Origin of the sequence: Streptacidiphilus carbonis, assembly GCF_000787775.1 — a bacterium.
GTDB lineage: Bacteria > Actinomycetota > Actinomycetes > Streptomycetales > Streptomycetaceae > Streptacidiphilus > Streptacidiphilus carbonis.
The window spans coordinates 1-17,315 of the sequence record NZ_BBPM01000042.1 but is presented as its reverse complement, the minus strand read 5'-3'; the positions used below and the strand labels follow the sequence as shown (position 1 = coordinate 17,315).

Below are 17,315 nucleotides of genomic sequence, written 5' to 3'. Positions count from 1 at the left end.
CAGGGTGGATCGGCAGAAAATCCGTGGCCCGCAACGGCGCTGGTCCGTAGGCTTTTCATCAGCACCGTAGAGCAGGTCGGTCAGCTCGCCAGGCTCATAACCTGGATGTCGTGGGTTCGAATCCCACCGGTGCCACCAAGCGTTGAGTGCTGGGACACATGCGGGCCTGTAAAGCCTGCGCCTTCGGGCTAGCGGGGTTCGATTCCCTGGCGGCGCACTGTGGTCGTAGCTCAATGGTAGAGCACCGCGCTGTGGTCGCGGTTGCACGGGTTCGATTCCCGTCGATCACCCCGGCGTCGTACCCCAACGGCAGAGGGAGCCGGTTCAGGACCGGTCCAGTGTGCGTTCGAATCGCACCGACGCTACGCAGTACCAAGCCCCCTCATTACCAGGTCGCTGACGGCGGCCGGTCGGGACAGGAACGGATGGTGGCCGGCGTCCAGTTCCACAACGCGGTCCGCCCGGTCGGCGAACTCGCGTTGCAGCGCGGCGGGCGTGCCCCGGTCCTGTGCGCAGACGAGGTACGTCGTGGGGAGGTGCTGCCAGGCCGCGGACTTCACCGGCTGCTGGAGGACCGCCAGGCTCTGCCAGGCCGTCCTGTCCATGGCCTGCCGCTGGATCTCGGGACCGCAGTCCTGGAGGAACGTACCGGCCAGGGCGTCCGGCCGGACGGTGAACGTGCCGCCTTCGGGATCGAGATGGAGGAAGGGGGCGGGCTCAGGGGCTCCGAACGAGGAGAGGCTCTGGCCGACCTCGGGCAGGTAGCTGGACACGAGCAGCAGATGGCGGACCGCCGCGACGCCGGCTACCGCCTCCGCGGTGACGATACCGCCATAGCTGTGGGCGACCACGACGGTCGGCTCGTCGCTCGCCATCAGTACCTCACGGACAGCGGCCACGTCCTCTGTCAATCCCGGGCCGTGCGCGCCCGTCGGCCCACCCGTCTCGCCGCAACTCGGCAGGGCGGGAGCCTCGCTGGCGACGCCCCGCTCGGCCAGCAGTCCGGCGGTGCGGTGCCACCACCACGATCCGTCCTTGACGCATGCTCCATGCACGAAAACGACCCTCATCGCGAGCTCCTGGTCTTGTTCCGGTCGGCTACCGAGAACGGTAGACGTACCGGTTGTTACGTGAAACGGTGGCGAGCATGGGTAGGCGGCCGGAGCCACAGATCAGGCAGCGGCTTCTCGACGTGTGCACCGACTACGCTCTTGAGCACGGGCTCCCCGACCGGCTCGGCCCGCTCGCCACCGCCACGGGTGCTTCCAAACGCATGCTGATCTACCACTTCGGCACCCGCGACGGCCTCCTCCGCGACGTGCTCGAACGAGCCCGACAACGCCAGGTCGAGGGCTTCACCGACCTCCTGCGAGTCCGGCCCGAAGAGCCCTATCCGGCAACCCTGAGTCACGCCTGGTCCACCATGACCGGCCCGCACGGACAGCCCTACCTGCGCATGTTCGGCCGACTGCACGACACCGCCGGCGAACCGCTGTGGCCAGGCTTCCGACGCATCGCGACCACCGACTGGCTCGCCCCGCTGGAGGAGGGTATGCGCACCCTCGGCCGTCCCGAGCTGGCCACTGTCGTACTCGCCGTAATCCGGGGCCTGCTCATGGACCTCGACGCAACCGGCGACGCCGACCGCACGAACCAGGCCTTCGAGGACTTTCTGAACACGATCTGCCTCGGCTGATCCTGGCTCTGATGACGCCACCCGATGTTCCGACTCCGATCCACTGACGAGGCCAGGAAGGAAGCTTCAGTCCGTCCGACGGCGGCTCTCCGCGTTGAGGTCCTGAACCTTGTGCATCAGTGACTCACGGGGCGTTGCCAGCCGAACGTGCGAGGGCATGGCCTCCCATTCGCGGCCGCCGTTACCGGGGCGGAGGTACAGCGTGCCCTCGATCAGGTCGCGGAGGACGGCGATGCGGCCGGATCGGATATCTACGACGTAGGAGCCGACAGAGGGAAGTTCGGGGGTCGCAGATGTGCGTACTCGGTTGTGGTCACGGGCAGCGGCCTGGGCCGCGTCGAGGCATCGGAAACCCAGCGGGGTGCCGTTCGTGCCCGTGATGAGCGTGCCGTCGTCGGCCAGCGCCCGCCATACTCCCAGGCTCCGCTCGAACATCGCATGTGGTATCCCCGTGGGGTGGACGGCCATGTCCCTCTCCGCGTGCTCCTGCGGCACCGCCGTCCCTGTCCACCCGTTCATCTCCACACTCCCTCAAGCCATGCGGCGCCTTCCGGCCATGGTCCAAGCGTCTTGCGCCATGGCGTCGAACCGCGACGTCCGTGCTGGTGTCGGTGAGGCGTCGGACGGGGCGTCAAACCGGTGTCATTGGGCAGGTGCGAGGAGCTACCGTGATCGCATGGCAACTGTCACGGCAACACCCAACGACACCCTCCGGGCAGTCCGCGTAGGACTACGACTGAGTCAGGACGACCTGGCCCGCGAACTGCGGCGCGTGGGCAGGGAGTCGGGGGAGCCGAATGACGCCAGCAAGCGCCTCGTCCAGCGCTGGGAAGCCGGCGTGGTCGCCTACCCGCGTCCCGTCTACGCCCGTGCCCTGATGGCGCTCACCGGGTTGTCCGTGGAAGCGCTGGGATTCCGGATGCCTCTGGTGATGGCCCGGGTCCGCGAGGACGGCCACGGTGGGCACGACCTGGAGGGCGGCGGTGACACTGGCGCGCCGGTGGCACACTCCGTGCCGGCCGGTGCACTCACCTACTCCGGGGTGTGGTTGAGCACGTACGAGTACTTCTCTTCGGGGCGCGGGGACACCTTCCGCGGCAGCCACTATGTGGTCCTGGTGCAGCACGGCAACCACCTCACCGGCCGCTCGCTTCCGGACGCGTCACTGAACCCGGATTCACCCCTGTCACTGGACCTCACGATCGACCGCAACGTGGTGACCGGCACCTGGGTCGAGCAGACGGCAACGGACGGGTACTACGCCGGGGCGCGCTACCACGGTGCCCTTCAGCTCCTGGCTGAACCGACCGGCCGACGCATGACAGGTAAGTGGATCGGCTTCGGGAAGGAGTTCGACGTCAACACGGGCCCCTGGTCCCTGGTGTTCCAGGACTCCTCCACCTCGAAGGCCACCATCGAGAAGTACAACCGTCGGCCGCCGGAAGCTTGACCAACGGCGTGCGCGAGACCTGCCCCCGCGCTGACCTGCCGACTTCCCCCGCCGCGGCACGGGATGCGCCTGGCCCGCGCGGCCGGAGCCACCGGGACTGCCGAGGCCGATCGGGAAGGTGGGATTAGTCATATCAGTTCACTGCTCGTGGGGTTGATTCACCCGCTCGGAGGATTTGCGAGGGTAGCTCCGGTGGTACGCCTCCGCAGGCGTCATGCAAGGCAGATGACGTCTCGTCAGGTCAGCTACTCGAAAGGAACACCCTTCATGCCACTCTCCACCCTGCTCAGAGGCAGACGTCTGCGCGCTCTCCGTAACGGGCGTCGCCTGCCCCGGGCTCTCGCCGTCGGGCTCGCCGCGGGCGCGCTCGCCGCCGGGCCGGCTTCTGCCGCCTTCGCCGACGGGCCGCCTGCGGGGTGGACGGCGGACCTGGGCCCGCGGCTGGTGAAGGTGCACATGAGCAGCAGCGGCTTCTCGCTGCCCTCGCGGGTCCATGCCGGGTTCATCGATTTCCGGACCACCACCAATGACGCGCAGGGACACACGCTGCAGGGCGTGCAACTGCACAAGGGCGTCAGCTTCAGCCGCCTGCTCGCCGATCTCCGCCAGGCGACGAGCCAGACTCCGTCGACCTCCGCGGCCGGGATCCGTGCTGCCGCCCGGGACGCCACGGTCGTCGGCGGTGCGGCGGTGGAGCCGTCCACCTTCGTGTCGGTGAGCATTCCGCTGACGGCCGGCACGTACTACTTCTTCGACTTCAACCAGCTCTTCGTGCCCGGTGGCAAGGTGACGGCCCACAAGCTGCTGGTCCACGGCACCTTCGACACCGACACCCCCGCCTTCGGCGCGACGATCACCCAGGTGGAGACCAAGAACGGCCCGCGTTTCATCGCGCCCCGGCACATCGACACCGACTCCACCATCCTGATCCGCAACCGGGCGGACGAGATCCACGAGGCACTGTTCTCGCGAGTGAACAACGGTGTCACCGACGCCACCCTGCAGAAGTACTTCGACCTCACCGCTCAGGGCAAGACCGCGCCCAACCCCTTCGCCGAGAATGCCCAGCGCGGCGCCGCCGCCATGTCGCCGGGCCGCATCGAACTGCTGCACTTCGACCCGCGGGGCGGTCACTACGCCCTGCTGTGCTTCATCCCGGACGACAAGTCGGGCATCCCGCACGCCTTCCTCGGCATGCACAAGGTGATCCGGCTCAGCTGACACCCAGCGGCCCGGCGTACTGCGGCCCCCCACCCGGGGGGCCGCAGGCCGGCGGTCCCCGACGGGGGCGGCCTTGCGGCGGTGGGTGCGATGATCGCCGTCACCGGCGCGAGCGCGTCGGTCTCGCGACCCTGGGGTGGGCTTCGGTGGGCAGCTGGCAGGACCTGGCGACGACGGTGGCGGAGCGCCTGGAAGTCGCTTCGTGGGACGAACGCTGTGTTTTCGCCGCCTGTGTCGCGGAGCGGCTGATGAGCGGGCACGAGGCCTTGCCCGAGGACGAGCGGGCGCCGTTCACGCTCGGTCTGCGTCCCTTGCTGAATGCCGTATGGGAGGGCGTCCTCGGTGACTCGACCGCATTCGACGAGGTGAAGCGCGGTATTGGCGAATACCTGCTGAGCGAGTACTGCCACAACGACGGCCAGAACGGGCCCAACGACGCGGACGAGGACGCCGCGGCGGCGACCCTGTATGCCGCGATGGCGTACCTGTTCGGCTGCCGGGACCTTGCCGGCGTGGTGAGCAGCCGAGCGGTCGACGCCGTGGACCAGGCCTTGCAGCGACTCGCCGAAGAGGGGGGAGACGTTCCCGACCTCGACGAGGCGCTCGTCGCGGAGCTTCGCCGCCAGCTGCGGGACCTCGCCCTCATCGCGACCTACTCGGCAGAGCTCCGCCATGCGAACCTTGGCCTGCCCGTCGAGACGACGAACAGGCTCCGCGCGGAGCTGCGGCCTGCACTGTCCAGCGGTGCTGGACCTCGCTAGGCGTCGGGCCGGCGGCGTGCGAAGAGGATTCCTCCGCGCCTGCTCTCGGCCGAGGTGAGCGTCAGCTGGGCCTCGACGGTGAAACCGGCCTCCTTGAGCCAGGTGGCGAGTTGGTCGGGTCGGCGGCGGTGGACGTGGACGTGCATCGGGTGGCCGCCGTAGCCCTGGGTCTTCAGCTGCGACTCGTCGCCGACGTGGAAGCTGATCAGGAGGGGGCCGCCGGGGCGAAGGACGCGTCGGAAGTGGGCGAGGACCGGGGTGATCCCGGCGTCGGGGACATGGATCAGCGAGTACCAGGCGGCCAGGCCGGCCAGCGAGGCGTCGGGGAGGTCGAGCTCCGTCATGGAGCCGACCTCGAATCGCAGGCCGGGGTGTTCACGCCGGGCGACCTCCACCATCGCGGGTGAGAGGTCGATGCCGAAGGCGTCCAGGCCCAGTCCGCTCAGGTGCGCCGTGATCCTCCCGGGTCCGCAGCCCACGTCCGCGACCGGTCCCGTGCCCGTCGTCCGGGCCAGTTCGGCGAAGACTGCCAGGACCGCGCGTTCGTAGGGTGTCTGGTCGAGGAGGTGGCGCACCTGGTCCGCGTAGCTGGTGGCGACGGTGTCGTAGGAGGCGCGGGTCTCGGCGAGCCAGGCTTCGGGGTTCATGGTCGGACACGGTAGTGCGGTGACCGGGGCGGTTCGTTGCGGGCCTGGGCGGCGGTGGGTGCGGGGAGCTCTCGGCGCTGCTCGCTCCCACCGCCGGTCGGCTCAGGGGAGCTGGTAGGTGGCCTGGACGGGGTAGTGGTCGCTGGGGGCGTTGGTGTCCAGCTGGCCGGTGGTCCAGCCGGACTGCGGGTCGAAGTCGACCTGGACGGTGGGCAGTGCGGTCGGGACCGGGCGGGCGCCGTCCTGGAGGTAGCCGAGGTAGTCCAGGTCGTCCTGGTAGGTGCTGGAGAAGGACTCGACGCCGGACATGTACTGGCACCAGGAGGAGACCGGGCAGTCCATGGTGCGCAGGCTCTGGGAGGGGTCCAGCGCCGGGGAGCCGAGGACGCCGCCGACGGCGGTCTGGGCGTTGGCGTAGTCGCCGCGGGAGGCGCCGCCGTAGTACTCGACGTTAAGGTCGCCGCCGATCAGCACGGGTGCGGAGGTGCCGGCGATCTGGTCGGTCCAGGTCCGGATCTCGCCGAGCTGGGCCAGTCGGGTCTGCTGGGTGGTGGCGGTCGAGGTGCCCGACTGGTCGGCCTGCAGGTGGGTGCCGACCACCCAGGTGTGGGCGCCGTTCACATTGAGCTCGACCAGGTCCGCGCCCTTGTCGGCGTTGTAGTCCCAGGTGCCGGAGGTCGAGTTGGAGAAGATGTGCGCGTACTGGGCCAGGATCGGGTACTTGGACAGGATCAGCGTTCCGCCGTTGATGACGAACGGCGAGTTGGAGCAGTCGCCGCTGATGCCGGTCCAGCCGCCGCCCGAGCAGGTCTTGCCGACCACCGGCGTCGCGTACGGGTAGAGGTCGGCGAGGGCGGCCGGGATCTGGCCGTCGGAGGTGTTGTTGAAGGCCTCGTCGAGGATGACCACGTCGGCGGAGTGCTTGCGGATCACCGCTTCGACGGTGGGGGTGCGTCCGGCGGCGTTCTCCTTCTCGACCGTGTCGACCACGGCGGTGCCCAGGTCCACGTTCCAGGCGAACACCGACAGCGAGGCCGGAGCGGTCGCCGTGGTGGCCGCGTGCGCGGGCGCGGCGGCCAGGCCGGCCACGGTGAGGGTGGCGGTCAGGGCGTGGCCGAGCCTGCGCGCGGAGATGCTGGACATCATCGGGACTCCAAACGTCATCGTCATCTTGTCTGGACAAGTTCAGGACGACATGGACGCTAGAGCCTCGTGGATCGAAAGGGAATACCCGTCAGTAACCACTTGATGCACACTCAATGAGCGTTCTGGTTCACCCGGATGAACGGCCGGCGGTCACTCGTGCCGACCCCTGCGGCTGCGGCGGACCAGGACCAGGGCGGTGGCGCCGAGGCCGGACAGGGCGACGGCCGCGAGGGCAGTGGTCAGCTGGGTGCTGCCGGTGCCGGTCGCGGCCAGGTCAGGGCGGTGCTGACCGGTGCCGCCGGTGAGGTCCTGGTCGCCGTGGTCGTCCTGGTCGTTGTCGGGGACGCCCGGGGTGCTCTGGCCGCTGGTGGGGGAGACGGGGGTGCGCGAGGGGACCGGGCCCGGTGTGGTGGAGCCGTCGGTGTCGTTGCCGGCGCAGTCGATCGTGGCGGTGAAGGGGAAGTAGTGCAGTTCGCCCGCGTTGACGGCGGATCCGGAGGCCTCCAGCGGTCCGTGCAGCAGCTCCCGGACGATGATGTCGCCCTCGATGTTGGAGGGGGCGAGGTCGGTCAGCTTGGCCCGTGGCGCATAGATCGTCCCCTCGACGCTGTCGCCGGAGGCCACGGTGATGTCGGTGGCGTCGGGGAAGTCCCACAGCAGGGAGCCGATCGCGCTCTTCTGCAGGCCGGCCATATTGGGCGTGTGCCAGGTGAAGGTGCCGCCGGTGCCGGTGGTGTCCACCACGATCAGCAGCGGTCCGCTGCTGCTGGGCTGGTCCAGGAAGTTGAACTCGGAGATGTGGTTGAGCATCGCCCCGGTCAGGTGCAGGACGTTGGTGTGCGCGCGGGAGAGATGGATCTTGATGTTGGAGCCGGCCGGGATCACCTTCTGGTCCGGCAGCGGCACTTCGTTGCCGTCCAGCAGGGTGACGTTGGTTTCGCAGCCGGCCATCGCGGTGGAGCGCTCACGGTAGGCGGCGAACAGCGAGTCGAAGTCGATCAGGCCGGGGTGCGGGCCGACCGACGCGAGGGGCTGCTGGCTGTTGAGCTCGATGCGCGGCACGCTGTTGTACGCGGCGCCGGAGACCACCGCCTGGGTGTTGACCGAGGCCCCGTTGCTGTCGGTGTTCAGGACGTCGGTCCCGGCCAGGGAACCCAGCTTGAGGTAACCGCCGGAGAGCACTTTGAGGACGCCGCTCGGGGAACTGCCCGCGAAGTCGACCGAGCCGTCGACCAGGAGCGCGGTCGGCCTGCTGTCGCCCGGGGCGGTGTAGCTCCCGGCGTCGTGGACGGCGACGTTGTAGCCGGGGCCGAAGCGCAGACTGCCGCCGATCGCGATCGGGCCCTCGGACTCGGTGCTGCCCAGCACCGCGTTCTTCTGGACCACCACTCCGAAGCCCTTGCTGCCTGCGACCGGATTCCCGCTGTAGCCGGTGGCACGCGTGGTCACGGCGGCGGTGAACTGAGGGGGCGTCAGAGCAGCGGCGGACGGGCCGAGGAGCAGGCCGCCGGCGAGAGCGGTCACGCACAGGCTCACGGGGAAGCGGAGGGAGATGATCACCCGATGGACGCTAGTCAGCGGTGGCGGCGCCAGGACCAGTGCCGCGCCGGTTCCGTGTGGTTGCACCCCATCCGGCCGCACCCATCCGGCCGCACCCATCCGGCCGCACTCGTCCGACCGCACTCGTCCGGCCGGACCCCTTCGGAGCAGGGACCGGGGGAAGCCGCCCGCAGTCCCTGCTCACCTGGCGCTGCGTCAGCCGGTGAAGCCGGCGAACATCTTGGAGAACTGATAGGGCGTCTGGACGATGTCGGTGCACTGGGAGAGCCCGCCGGTGCAGGCGTTGGCGTCCCTGGTGACCTCCCAGAAGGCCAGCTCGCCCAGGTGGTTCTGCTGGGCGAAGGTGATCAGCTGCTGGGCGTCGGCCAGGCCGAACACCTCGTCGGAGGCGTCGTTCTGGCCCAGCATCGGGGTGACCCCGACCATCGCCCAGGCCTGGGCGTCGGTCAGTCCGGTCCAGACCTGCTTGATCTGCGCCTGGGTGGACTGCGCGGACTGGATCGCGTAGGCGCCCATCCTGCCTGCGGGGGCGGGTGCGGTGGAGTCGCCGAAGTCCATCGCCATGACATTGACGGCGTTCACCACCACGCCGGCGTTCTTGGCGGACTGCAGCACGTAGAGGCCGTCCGCTGTCAGCCCGCTGGGCAGCACCGGCAACGTCAGGGTCACCTTCAGGTCCCGGCCCTTGGCCCGCTGGGCCGCCTGCACCTGGGCGATCGCGGCGGATCTGCGGTCGATCGAGGCGTGGTCGGCGACCGCGCTGCCCTCGATGTCGAAGTCGATCCGGTCCAGCGCGTAGGCGTCGACGACCTTCTGGTACTGCGCGGCCAAGGCGGCGACGGTGGTGCAGGACTGGGCGAGTTCGGTGCCGTTCTCGCCGCCGAAGGAGGGCCGGATGTCGCCGCCGGCCGCCCGGACCGCGTCGAAGTCGGCCTTGTCCCAGCCGGAGGCCGGGTCGTAGGCGCCGAACCAGCTGGCGGTGCAGGCGGTACCGCCGTTGATGATGAAGCCCAGCGACAGCTGCTTGAGCCCGGTCGCCGCCGTGATCTGCGGCAGGCTGGGTGTGGGCCACGCGCCGAGGTCGACGTAGGGCGCGGAGGCGCCGGGGGCGGATCCGGTGCCGGCCACCCCGGTCACCGCGGCCGAGTGGGCCGACTCGTTGCCCGCCGCGTCGAAAGCCGCGACGCTGACGGTGTGGCTGCTGCCGGCCAGCAGCCCGGTGAGGTCCGCGGTGGTGCCGGTGACCGTGGCGTCCAGCGCGGTGCCCTCGTACACGTGGTAGCCGGCCACCGCGACATTGTCGGTGGAGGCCTTCCAGGACAGCGCGACGGAGCCCGGGCCGGTTCCGCTGACGGTCAGTCCGGTCGGTGTTGACGGCGCGACCGTGTCGGCCGGGACGCCTTGGCAGGGCTGGTTGTTGATGGTGCAGTCGGCGGGCGGGGTCTGGGTGGCGCCGGTGGAGAAGTCCATGCCGACCACGTCGGCGGTCGCGCCGGGGGCCAGTGGTGAGGCCCAACTGGGCGAAGCCACGGTGTAGGTGGAGCCGGAGCGGGTGAGGGTGCCGTTCCACGCGCTGGTGACGGCCTCGCCGGCGGGAAGGTCGAAGACGAGGGACCAGGTGTTGATCGTCGCGTTGGTGTCGTTGGTGATGGTGTAGGCGCCCTCGAAGCCGCCCTGCCAGCTCTGGGTGACCGCGAAGTTCGCGATCAGCCCGGTGAGTCCGGAGGCGGCCTGGGCGCTGGTGGGGACCAGCAGGGGTGCGGCGGCCAGGGCGGCGGCCGCGGTGAAGGACAGCAGGGAACGCCTCATCGGCGTGGACTCCTCAGCGTGGGGGCAGCACCGAGCACGTGCTGCTGAGGTGTGTGGGGGTGTTCAGCCGCGGCTCCCACACGATGGTCCAGACCAATGGCCGCAGTCAAGGGGTCGGACGGATGCCGCCGGAGCCGGTCGTCCGCCGGTAGAACCCTTTCCACGTCGGAGGGTTGGCCATGACGAGGCCCTGCCGTCCACCCCGTCCGCTCGGAACGGCGGGGGTGGACGGCAGGGCCTCGGTGGCTGTCGGCTCAGACCAGGCTGCGCATGGCCGCCGGGTGGTAAGGGGCCAGCTCGTCGAAACGGCCCGCCAGGACCTTGGCGGCCCACTCCGGGTCCTGCAGCAGCGCGCGGCCGACCGCGACCAGGTCGAACTCGTCCCGCTCCAGCCGGTCCAGCAGGTCGTCGATGCCGCGGACCGGGGCGCCCTCGCCCTGGAAGCCGCGGATGAAGTCGCCGTCCAGGCCGATCGAACCGACCGTGATCACCGGCTTGCCAGTGAGCTTCCTGGTCCAGCCGGCCAGGTTCAGCTCCGAGCCGTCGAACTCGGGCAGCCAGTAGCGCCGGGTGGAGGCGTGGAACGCGTCCACGCCGGCCTCGGCCAGCGGGGCGAGCAGTGCGTCCAGCTCGGCCGGGGTGTGGGCGAGCCGGGCGTCGTAGTTGTCGGACTTCCACTGCGAGAAGCGGAAGATCACCGGGAAGTCCGGCGAGACCGCGGCGCGCACCGCGGCCACGATCTCGGCCCCGAAGCGGGTACGTGCCGCCGGGTCGCCGCCGTAGCCGTCGGCGCGGCGGTTGGTGCCGGACCAGAGGAACTGGTCGATCAGGTATCCGTGGGCGCCGTGCAGCTCGACGCCGTCGAAGCCGATCCGCTCGGCGTCGGCGGCGCCCCGGGCGAACGCGGCGATGACGTCGTCCAGGTCCTGCTGGGTCATCGCCCTGCCAACGCCCTCGGTGCCGTCCAGCCGGATGCCGGAGGGGCCGACCGCGGGAGCGTCCGCGAACGGGGGCTGGCCCGCGCTGCGGACCATGCCGATGTGCCAGAGCTGCGGGACGATCCTGCCGCCGACCGCGTGCACGGCCTCGGCGACCTTCGCCCAGCCGGCCAGCTGCTCCTCGCCGTGGAAGCGCGGGACGCTGTCGCTCTGCCCGGCGGACTCGTGGTCCACGTATGTGCCCTCGGTCACGATCAGCCCTACACCGGCGGCGGCGCGGCGGGCGTAGTAGGCGGCCACGTCCGCACCGGGGACGCCCCCGGGGGAGAACATCCGGGTCATCGGGGCCATCACGATCCGGTTCGGGACGGTGAGCCCGCCCAGGACGGCGGGTCGCGAGAGGATCTTGGCCGCCCGGGCGGCGGAGGAACTGCTGGTCACGTGCGGACTCCTGGATCGGTCAAAGCGGTCGTACGAAAAACTGCAGGGGCAGGGACGACAACCGGGCTGTGGCCGCCGGCATTCCGCGCACCGGGAAGCGGCTGGGTAGGGGATGTCCGGTATAAGGCCTATGTGAACCCGGGCACATTCCATTGCCTCCGGGCGAAAGGCCTGCTTAGCCTGCAGGCTCCGCAGCACGCGGACCTCTCCGCCGGGACGCCGAATCCTGTCCACCCGGTGGCAGGACCTCGAAACAGTCCACGGGCAGGAGCGGGGGACCCAGGTAGTCGCCGGTGCACGCGCCGTCATCAGGTGCCGTCCGGCTAGGGGTGAAGTCGCTCCACTCACGACCGCGACCGGGCATCCTCGTGCCCGAACCCGACAGCTCACCTCGCAGGCGTCGCAGAGGAACACTTTCATGCGTATACCTGCCACAGCCTCCGCACGCCTCGGTGCGGCGGTCGGGATGGCCGGCGCCGCCGCGCTGGCCGCCGTCTCGCTCGCCACCCCCGCCCAGGCCGCGACCAGGGTCACCCAGGACCGGCTCACCCCGACCTCGATGACCGCGGGCACCGCCGCGAGGGCCGGACTCACCGTCCACTCCAGCCGCTGCTTCACCGCCGCGACGCTCGGTGTCGGCGTCCGCGACTCGGCCGGCGACAACCTGGACTTCCCCGGCTCGGCGTCCCATGTCCGGATCTGCCCGGGCGGGGTCTCGATCACCACCGGCAGCCGTAAGCTGCCCGCCGGGACCTACACCGAGTTCGGCTTCTGGCGGGACACCGCCGGAGCCTGGCACAACCTGGCCTCCAAGGCGCTGAAGGTCGGCGCCGCGGCGGGATCCGGCTCCACGGCCACCAGCACCCCGACCGGCACGTCCGGCAGCGGCTCGACCACGACGACCGGGACGACGACCGGCGCGACGAGCACCGCCGCAGCGGCCGCCGGGAAGTCCCTGACCTGGTCGGACGAGTTCAACAGCCCGATCTCCTGGGGCTCCCGCTGGGTCGGCGGCACCAGCAGCTCCTACGCCTACGGCACCCACAACCCGAACGACAACAAGCTCGACTGGCTGGACCAGAACGATGTGAGCGTCGCCGGCGGCGTGGCCACGTTCACCGCCCAGCCGTCCTCGCACACCCTGGAGAACGGCAGGCAGGCCTGGACCACCGGCATGCTCACCACCGAGGGGTCCAGCGAGGGCTTCCAGGTGAAGACCGGCGACTACGTCGAGGCCCGGGTCAAGCTGCCGACCGGCACCGGCGCCTGGCCGGCCCTGTGGACCTGGAAGGACGGCAATGGGGAGATCGACTCCTTCGAGTACCACCCCGACAACGCCAACCTGCTGGAGCTGACCAACCACGTCAAGTCGGGCCAGGACTACTACACCAACGCCTCCTCGGTGGCCCCCGGCAGCTGGGTCACCATCGGCACCTACTACGGCGCCAACTCGGTGGACTGGTACGTCAACGGCGCCAAGGTCTACTCGGACGGCTCCGGGGTCGGCGCCAACTGGTCCGCCTACCTGATCCTCAACCTGTCGATCAGCGCCGGCGAGTACCACTCGGCACCGACCTCCACCAGCCCGATCAGCTTCTCGGCCGACTATGTCCGAGTCTATCGCTGACGGCCCGTCACCCGACGGTGGCCGCCGCCGGCCCTGGCCGCCGACCTGCGCCGGTTGCGGAGGAGCAGGGCGGCACCGGTCGCGAGGAGGGCGGCGGTCGCACCGGCCGTACCGAGGGCGGGCAGGGAGCTTCCGGTCTGTGCCAGATCCCCGGACGCCGCTGCGGTGGTGGGAGCAGCGGACGGGTTGGTCGCTGCCGCGCCCCCGGCTGCCGTGGCCGGGCCGCCGGGCTTGCTTGTGCCTGCGGCCGGGTGCGCGGCGGCGGTGGCCCGGGTGGCCGGGCCGGTCGTCCAGCCGTGACCGGCCGGGACGGCCTTGTCGGTGAGGGTCAGTGAGCCGCTGCCGGTCTTGTCGAGGGTCCCGCCGACGATGCGGCCGCTGAAGACCGTGGACGACGTCGTGTCCACGGTCAGGGTGTTGGCGCCGAGCAGGACGGTGCTGCCCTGGACGCCGGACAGGCTGCGGATGGTCTGGTCGCCGGCATTCCGCAGGTCCAGCACGGCTCCCGGCCGGGTGAGGTCGATGCCGCTGCTGGTGGCGAGGCTGCCGCCGGTGACCTTCAGGGTCCCGGCGGAGACGACGGTGGCGCCCGTATAGGAGGTGTGCCCGGTCAGGGCGGTGGCGGCGGAGCCGGCCTGGACCAGGGAGCCGGGGCCGCTGATCCGGGACAGCGACACGGCCTCGGCGGTGTTGCGGACCACAAGGGTGCCCCGGTCGTCGACGGTGTCCGCGGCCGTCCCGGTGAGCAGGGCGGAGTCTCCGCCGGCGGCTCCGGTGCCGAGGGTCAGGGTGGCTCCGGTGCCGATGGTGGTGGTGCCGTGGTAGTTCATCGGTGTCGCGAAGGTCACCGCGTTGCCCGGGTGGGCCACCAGGCCGATGTCGCCGTATGCCGGGGTGCTGAGCGAATTGTGGTAGATGCCGCCGGATATCGGGGTGTCCAGGGTGACCGGCCCGTTGTAGTCGAAGTCCAGCGTGCCGTTGTCGTGGATGTTGATGTACGAGTTGGCGGGCGTGGCCGGGAGGAAGAACCGGCTGGTGCTGCCGTCGCCCCACTGGACGTGCGCGCCCTCGATGTTGACGCCGCGGGTGTTGCGGTTGGCCACGGACGTACTGAGGTTGAGTGCGGGGTCGCTCAACGAGGGGTTGCCCGGCACTCCCTGGTCGGCGTAGCTGTACACCCCGCTGACGACGACGGATCCGCCGGCGGCGGTGTGGAAGTTGATGTCGTTGCCGTACTGGTCCTCGTAGAAGTTCTGACGGAGCCTCAGGGTGTAGTCGTACGGGGTGCCGACGATGGCCGAGCCCTCGTTCACGATGGCCTTGGCGTTCGGCAGGGACAGCGGGTACCACGGTTTGGCGAAGGCCGTTCCGGTGCCGTTGTAGAGGACGCCGCTGAAGGGGTGGGTGCCGGCCAGGTCCAGCGTGCCCCAGGTGAACCGCGGTTGGACGACCAGTCCGGAGCCGCTGATGGTGCCGAGGTTGTAGTTGCGGTTCACCGTCTTCAGCACCAGCGTGCCGTCGACCCGGATGTTGTCCTCGTTGAGCGCGTATCCGGGGGTGCCGTAGGGGTAGTGGCCGATGATGCCGGTGGAGCCGGTACTGCCGTACTGCAGGGTGGCGCCGCGGCTGACGGTCACCGCGGGATCGTCGGGGTCGGCGACCGTGGTCATCGGGTGGGCCCCCGCGGTGGTCACCGTCTGGTGCCGGCGTGACGGCGGCAGAGTGAAGTCGCTGTCCTTGGTGAGTACCAGGGTTCCGGAGCCGCCGGGGGCGTTGACCGTGAGGGTGCCGGTGCCGCTGATCACGCCGCCGTAGGTGGTCGTCCCGGTCGGTAGGTTCACCACCGCGTCACCGGTGAGGGTGACGTTCCGCCCGGCCCTGATCGCGGCCGTGATGTCGGTGGTGGCCGCGGACGCCTGCAGCTGCGAGGCGAGAAGCGGCGCACCCACGGCGGCCAGTGCCACCGATCCCGCGACCACCACCCGTCCGCGGCGAATCCGGTGCGTCCCGGTCTGCTTGCTCATGCGGTTCCTTCTCCCGGCGGTCGGCGCGAATCCACGCTCACCATGGGAGATGGGGCCGGGGCCCGCGGGATAACAGGTTTCTGCGGGCCTTTGTTAATTCTGTGACAGATGGGGCAGCTGGGGAACCGAGAAGGGGTCGGCGGGGCTCGACCTGGTCAGGTACTGCGGCACCGGCGCGGCGTCGTCGCCGGTGTCCCGGACCAGGCCGTAGCGGACCAGGCCGGCCGCGGGGTCGGGGGCGTGGTCGATGTCGTCGTTGACGGCCTGCCAGGTGCTGGGGGCGACGATCAGGGAGTAGCGGAGGCCTGCCTGGTCGAGGTGCAGGGTGACGGTGCCGTCCAGGTAGTAGTACTCGTTCTGCCACATCTGCTGGCCCCCCGCGACGAGGGTGTCGTAGCCGTGGTCGCGGTCGCCCATCCAGGTGCCGGCGACGGTCGTTCCCTGTTCGCGGTCGTCCATCCGCCGACCGCCGCCGGAGGCGACATGGAAGAGCTTGCCGGTGAGACCGGTCCAGGTGGGCGGGAGGATCTGACCGAGGGTGGGCAGCTGCCAGCGCACCAGGAGGTAGCCGCGACCGGTGACGGTGAGGTTGTCGCCCCGGTGGTCCAGTACGTACATCTCGCCGGTCGGGCCGGGGTGCGCGGCGCCGAATGTCCCCGAGAGGGAGAGCGGCGCGGTCTGCGGGCGTACCGGGAGCGGTCCGGGCCTGGCGGTGGTGGCGGGGGCGCTGTCCGGGCGGTCCACGGTCCGGCCGTAGACCGGGGCGGCGGGAGCGGGTGCGGCGGTGGGGGACGCGCTGGGTGACGCAACGGACGTGGCCGCGGCGCTGGGCGCCGGGACAGCGCTGGGCAGTCGGGCGGCGGTGACCTGGTGCGGCGCCCGGTGCGGGGGCCGGTCGAGGACGGCGTACCCGGCCGCGGCACCGCCGCCCAGCGCCACGGCGCCCGCCGTCGCGGCGGCGACGGGCTTCGCCATGAGGTACCGCGCCAGATGCGCGGCCTTTCCGCCCAGGCCCGCGGCGGCGTGGGCGGCGGCGTGGGCGGTGACCCCGTGCGAGGTGACGGCATGGCCGAGGGTTCCGTGGACGGCCGGGCTCAGCGAGAAGGCCGGCGGTAGCGGCACCAGGGCGAGGCCGGCCAGCAGCCCCTCCGGGGGCAGCAGGTTCTGCCGGTGCCGGGAGCAGACCTGGCAGTCGGCCGTGTGCCGTACCAGCCGCTTGCGCCACAGCGCTGCCGGGATCCCGTCCCAGGCCCCGGTCAGCGCGGCCAGCTCCGGGCAGGGCGGGGTGGAGCGCAGCGCCCGGACCACGACCCGGGCCGCCTCCAGCCGCTCCTTGACCCGCTGCACCCGTACCGCCGTGTGCTGCGGGGTGAGCCGGAGCGCCTCGGCGAGCTCGGCCCGGCTGAGCTCGCCGGCGGCCTCCAGCCACCACAGTGACAGCACGTCACGTTCGGCCGGCTCGATCCAGCGGGTGGCCTCCGCGATCTCCAGTCGCTGGTCCGACAGCTCCAGCCGGACGATGGTGAGGTCGACGAAGTCCGCTTCCGGATCGGGTACGCCCAGCACTTCGTCGAGGAAGCCGGGAGCGGGCCGGGTCTGCTGCCGGCGCCACCGTTCGCGGATCTTCTGCATGGCGATCGAGACGAGCCAGGACCGGAAGCGCTCCGCGTCGCGCAGCCCGTCCAGGTTGTCGACCACGCTCAGCATGGTGTCCTGCACCACGTCGTCCACGTCGGCATGGCCGCTGAGCGCCCGTCCGACGACGTTGTAGACCAGCGGCAGGCACTCCGCGACCAGGTCGTCCAGGGCCCGCTGGTCCCCGGCGGACGCGGCGGCCACGAGCCCGGTGTCCGGTGTGTGCTGCACTGCCGTTGGTATCCTCTCGCCACCCGTCGGCCCCCGGTAGGAGCAGATGGGTTGTGGCTGGCGAGGATAACAAGAACAGGCGTGCTGGTTTCGCGCACACTTTTTCCATCGATGCTCGGCCGTTCAGCC

At 70.6% G+C, this 17,315-nt stretch carries 14 protein-coding genes, 3 tRNA genes and 1 riboswitch; of the genes, 8 read left to right on the top strand and 9 right to left on the bottom strand.

What is annotated here, in order from left to right; translation table 11 throughout:
• Positions 1-60: 60 nt before the first annotated feature.
• The 3 genes from TR46_RS26940 (at position 61) to TR46_RS41400 (ending at position 365) form a co-directional block, all read left to right on the top strand.
• A tRNA-Met gene (locus TR46_RS26940) sits at positions 61-138 on the top strand.
• A gap of 81 nt (positions 139-219) precedes the next feature.
• Positions 220-290: transfer RNA gene (locus TR46_RS26935), tRNA-His, on the top strand.
• A 2-nt stretch (positions 291-292) separates the two neighbouring features.
• Positions 293-365: transfer RNA gene (locus TR46_RS41400), tRNA-Leu, on the top strand.
• Here the strand turns inward: TR46_RS41400 and TR46_RS26930 are convergent.
• Positions 363-1,070, bottom strand: coding sequence for an alpha/beta hydrolase (locus tag TR46_RS26930; protein WP_042405963.1), 708 nt, complete (start codon positions 1,068-1,070; stop codon positions 363-365). The two genes, TR46_RS41400 and TR46_RS26930, sit on opposite strands and share 3 nt — an antisense overlap.
• 77 nt (positions 1,071-1,147) lie before the next feature.
• On the opposite strand from TR46_RS26930, the gene TR46_RS26925 reads away from it, so the two are divergent.
• On the top strand, positions 1,148-1,696 hold the full coding sequence (locus TR46_RS26925; protein WP_042405961.1) for a TetR/AcrR family transcriptional regulator: 549 nt from the start codon (positions 1,148-1,150) through the stop codon (positions 1,694-1,696).
• 66 nt (positions 1,697-1,762) lie between these two features.
• Here TR46_RS26925 and TR46_RS44575 read toward each other — a convergent pair whose 3' ends face one another.
• Positions 1,763-2,215, bottom strand: a complete 453-nt coding sequence (locus TR46_RS44575) for a hypothetical protein (RefSeq protein WP_236655528.1) — start codon at positions 2,213-2,215, stop codon at positions 1,763-1,765.
• Positions 2,216-2,372: 157 nt separating this feature from the next.
• Here TR46_RS44575 and TR46_RS26915 point away from each other — a divergent pair, with 157 nt between their 5' ends.
• The 3 genes from TR46_RS26915 (at position 2,373) to TR46_RS26905 (ending at position 5,128) form a co-directional block, all read left to right on the top strand.
• On the top strand, positions 2,373-3,146 hold the full coding sequence (locus TR46_RS26915) for a helix-turn-helix domain-containing protein (protein WP_042405959.1): 774 nt from the start codon (positions 2,373-2,375) through the stop codon (positions 3,144-3,146).
• Positions 3,147-3,413: 267 nt separating this feature from the next.
• A complete protein-coding gene (locus tag TR46_RS26910; RefSeq protein WP_152626690.1) occupies positions 3,414-4,367 on the top strand; it encodes a hypothetical protein in 954 nt (317 codons plus the stop codon).
• Between the two features lie 146 nt (positions 4,368-4,513).
• Positions 4,514-5,128, top strand: a complete 615-nt coding sequence (locus tag TR46_RS26905) for a hypothetical protein (protein WP_042405955.1) — start codon at positions 4,514-4,516, stop codon at positions 5,126-5,128.
• Here TR46_RS26905 and TR46_RS26900 read toward each other — a convergent pair.
• From TR46_RS26900 to TR46_RS26880, 5 genes are all read right to left on the bottom strand, one after another.
• Positions 5,125-5,775 carry a class I SAM-dependent DNA methyltransferase gene (locus tag TR46_RS26900; protein ID WP_042405953.1) on the bottom strand — a complete coding sequence of 217 codons (651 nt, stop codon included), beginning with the start codon at positions 5,773-5,775 and terminating at the stop codon, positions 5,125-5,127. The two genes, TR46_RS26905 and TR46_RS26900, sit on opposite strands and share 4 nt — an antisense overlap.
• Positions 5,776-5,877: 102 nt before the next feature.
• A complete protein-coding gene (locus TR46_RS26895; protein ID WP_236655527.1) occupies positions 5,878-6,939 on the bottom strand; it encodes a sphingomyelin phosphodiesterase in 1,062 nt (353 codons plus the stop codon).
• A 132-nt stretch (positions 6,940-7,071) separates the two neighbouring features.
• A complete protein-coding gene (locus TR46_RS26890; protein WP_052433120.1) occupies positions 7,072-8,481 on the bottom strand; it encodes a collagen-binding domain-containing protein in 1,410 nt (469 codons plus the stop codon).
• 195 nt (positions 8,482-8,676) lie between these two features.
• Positions 8,677-10,290 carry a cellulose binding domain-containing protein gene (locus tag TR46_RS26885; protein WP_042405951.1) on the bottom strand — a complete coding sequence of 538 codons (1,614 nt, stop codon included), beginning with the start codon at positions 10,288-10,290 and terminating at the stop codon, positions 8,677-8,679.
• Between the two features lie 254 nt (positions 10,291-10,544).
• Positions 10,545-11,669, bottom strand: coding sequence for an NADH:flavin oxidoreductase (locus tag TR46_RS26880; protein ID WP_042405949.1), 1,125 nt, complete (start codon positions 11,667-11,669; stop codon positions 10,545-10,547).
• Between the two features lie 245 nt (positions 11,670-11,914).
• A riboswitch (cyclic di-AMP (ydaO/yuaA leader) is annotated at positions 11,915-12,084 on the top strand.
• Positions 12,085-12,087: 3 nt separating this feature from the next.
• Between TR46_RS26880 and TR46_RS39925 the strand changes: the two genes are divergently transcribed.
• Entirely contained in the window at positions 12,088-13,296 is a 1,209-nt protein-coding gene (locus TR46_RS39925; protein ID WP_084718955.1) for a glycoside hydrolase family 16 protein, read from the top strand.
• On the opposite strand, the gene TR46_RS26870 is transcribed toward TR46_RS39925, so the two are convergent.
• Positions 13,287-15,320, bottom strand: coding sequence for an LPXTG cell wall anchor domain-containing protein (locus tag TR46_RS26870; RefSeq protein WP_052433119.1), 2,034 nt, complete (start codon positions 15,318-15,320; stop codon positions 13,287-13,289). The two genes, TR46_RS39925 and TR46_RS26870, sit on opposite strands and share 10 nt — an antisense overlap.
• A gap of 93 nt (positions 15,321-15,413) precedes the next feature.
• Complete coding sequence (locus TR46_RS26865) at positions 15,414-17,186, bottom strand: RNA polymerase sigma factor (protein WP_042405947.1); 1,773 nt, start codon at positions 17,184-17,186, stop codon at positions 15,414-15,416.
• Between the last annotated feature and the right edge of the window lie 129 nt (positions 17,187-17,315).

Excerpts from the sequence above, each read along its gene's own strand:
- TR46_RS26930 (WP_042405963.1), bottom strand. The coding sequence starts at position 1,070 with ATGAGGGTCGTTTTCGTGCATGGAGCATGCGTCAAGGACGGATCGTGG.
- TR46_RS26925 (WP_042405961.1), top strand. The coding sequence starts at position 1,148 with ATGGGTAGGCGGCCGGAGCCACAGATCAGGCAGCGGCTTCTCGACGTG.
- TR46_RS44575 (WP_236655528.1), bottom strand. The coding sequence starts at position 2,215 with ATGAACGGGTGGACAGGGACGGCGGTGCCGCAGGAGCACGCGGAGAGG.
- TR46_RS26915 (WP_042405959.1), top strand. The coding sequence starts at position 2,373 with ATGGCAACTGTCACGGCAACACCCAACGACACCCTCCGGGCAGTCCGC.
- TR46_RS26910 (WP_152626690.1), top strand. The coding sequence starts at position 3,414 with ATGCCACTCTCCACCCTGCTCAGAGGCAGACGTCTGCGCGCTCTCCGT.
- TR46_RS26900 (WP_042405953.1), bottom strand. The coding sequence starts at position 5,775 with ATGAACCCCGAAGCCTGGCTCGCCGAGACCCGCGCCTCCTACGACACC.
- TR46_RS26895 (WP_236655527.1), bottom strand. The coding sequence starts at position 6,939 with ATGACGTTTGGAGTCCCGATGATGTCCAGCATCTCCGCGCGCAGGCTC.
- TR46_RS26885 (WP_042405951.1), bottom strand. The coding sequence starts at position 10,290 with ATGAGGCGTTCCCTGCTGTCCTTCACCGCGGCCGCCGCCCTGGCCGCC.
- TR46_RS39925 (WP_084718955.1), top strand. The coding sequence starts at position 12,088 with ATGCGTATACCTGCCACAGCCTCCGCACGCCTCGGTGCGGCGGTCGGG.
- TR46_RS26870 (WP_052433119.1), bottom strand. The coding sequence starts at position 15,320 with ATGAGCAAGCAGACCGGGACGCACCGGATTCGCCGCGGACGGGTGGTG.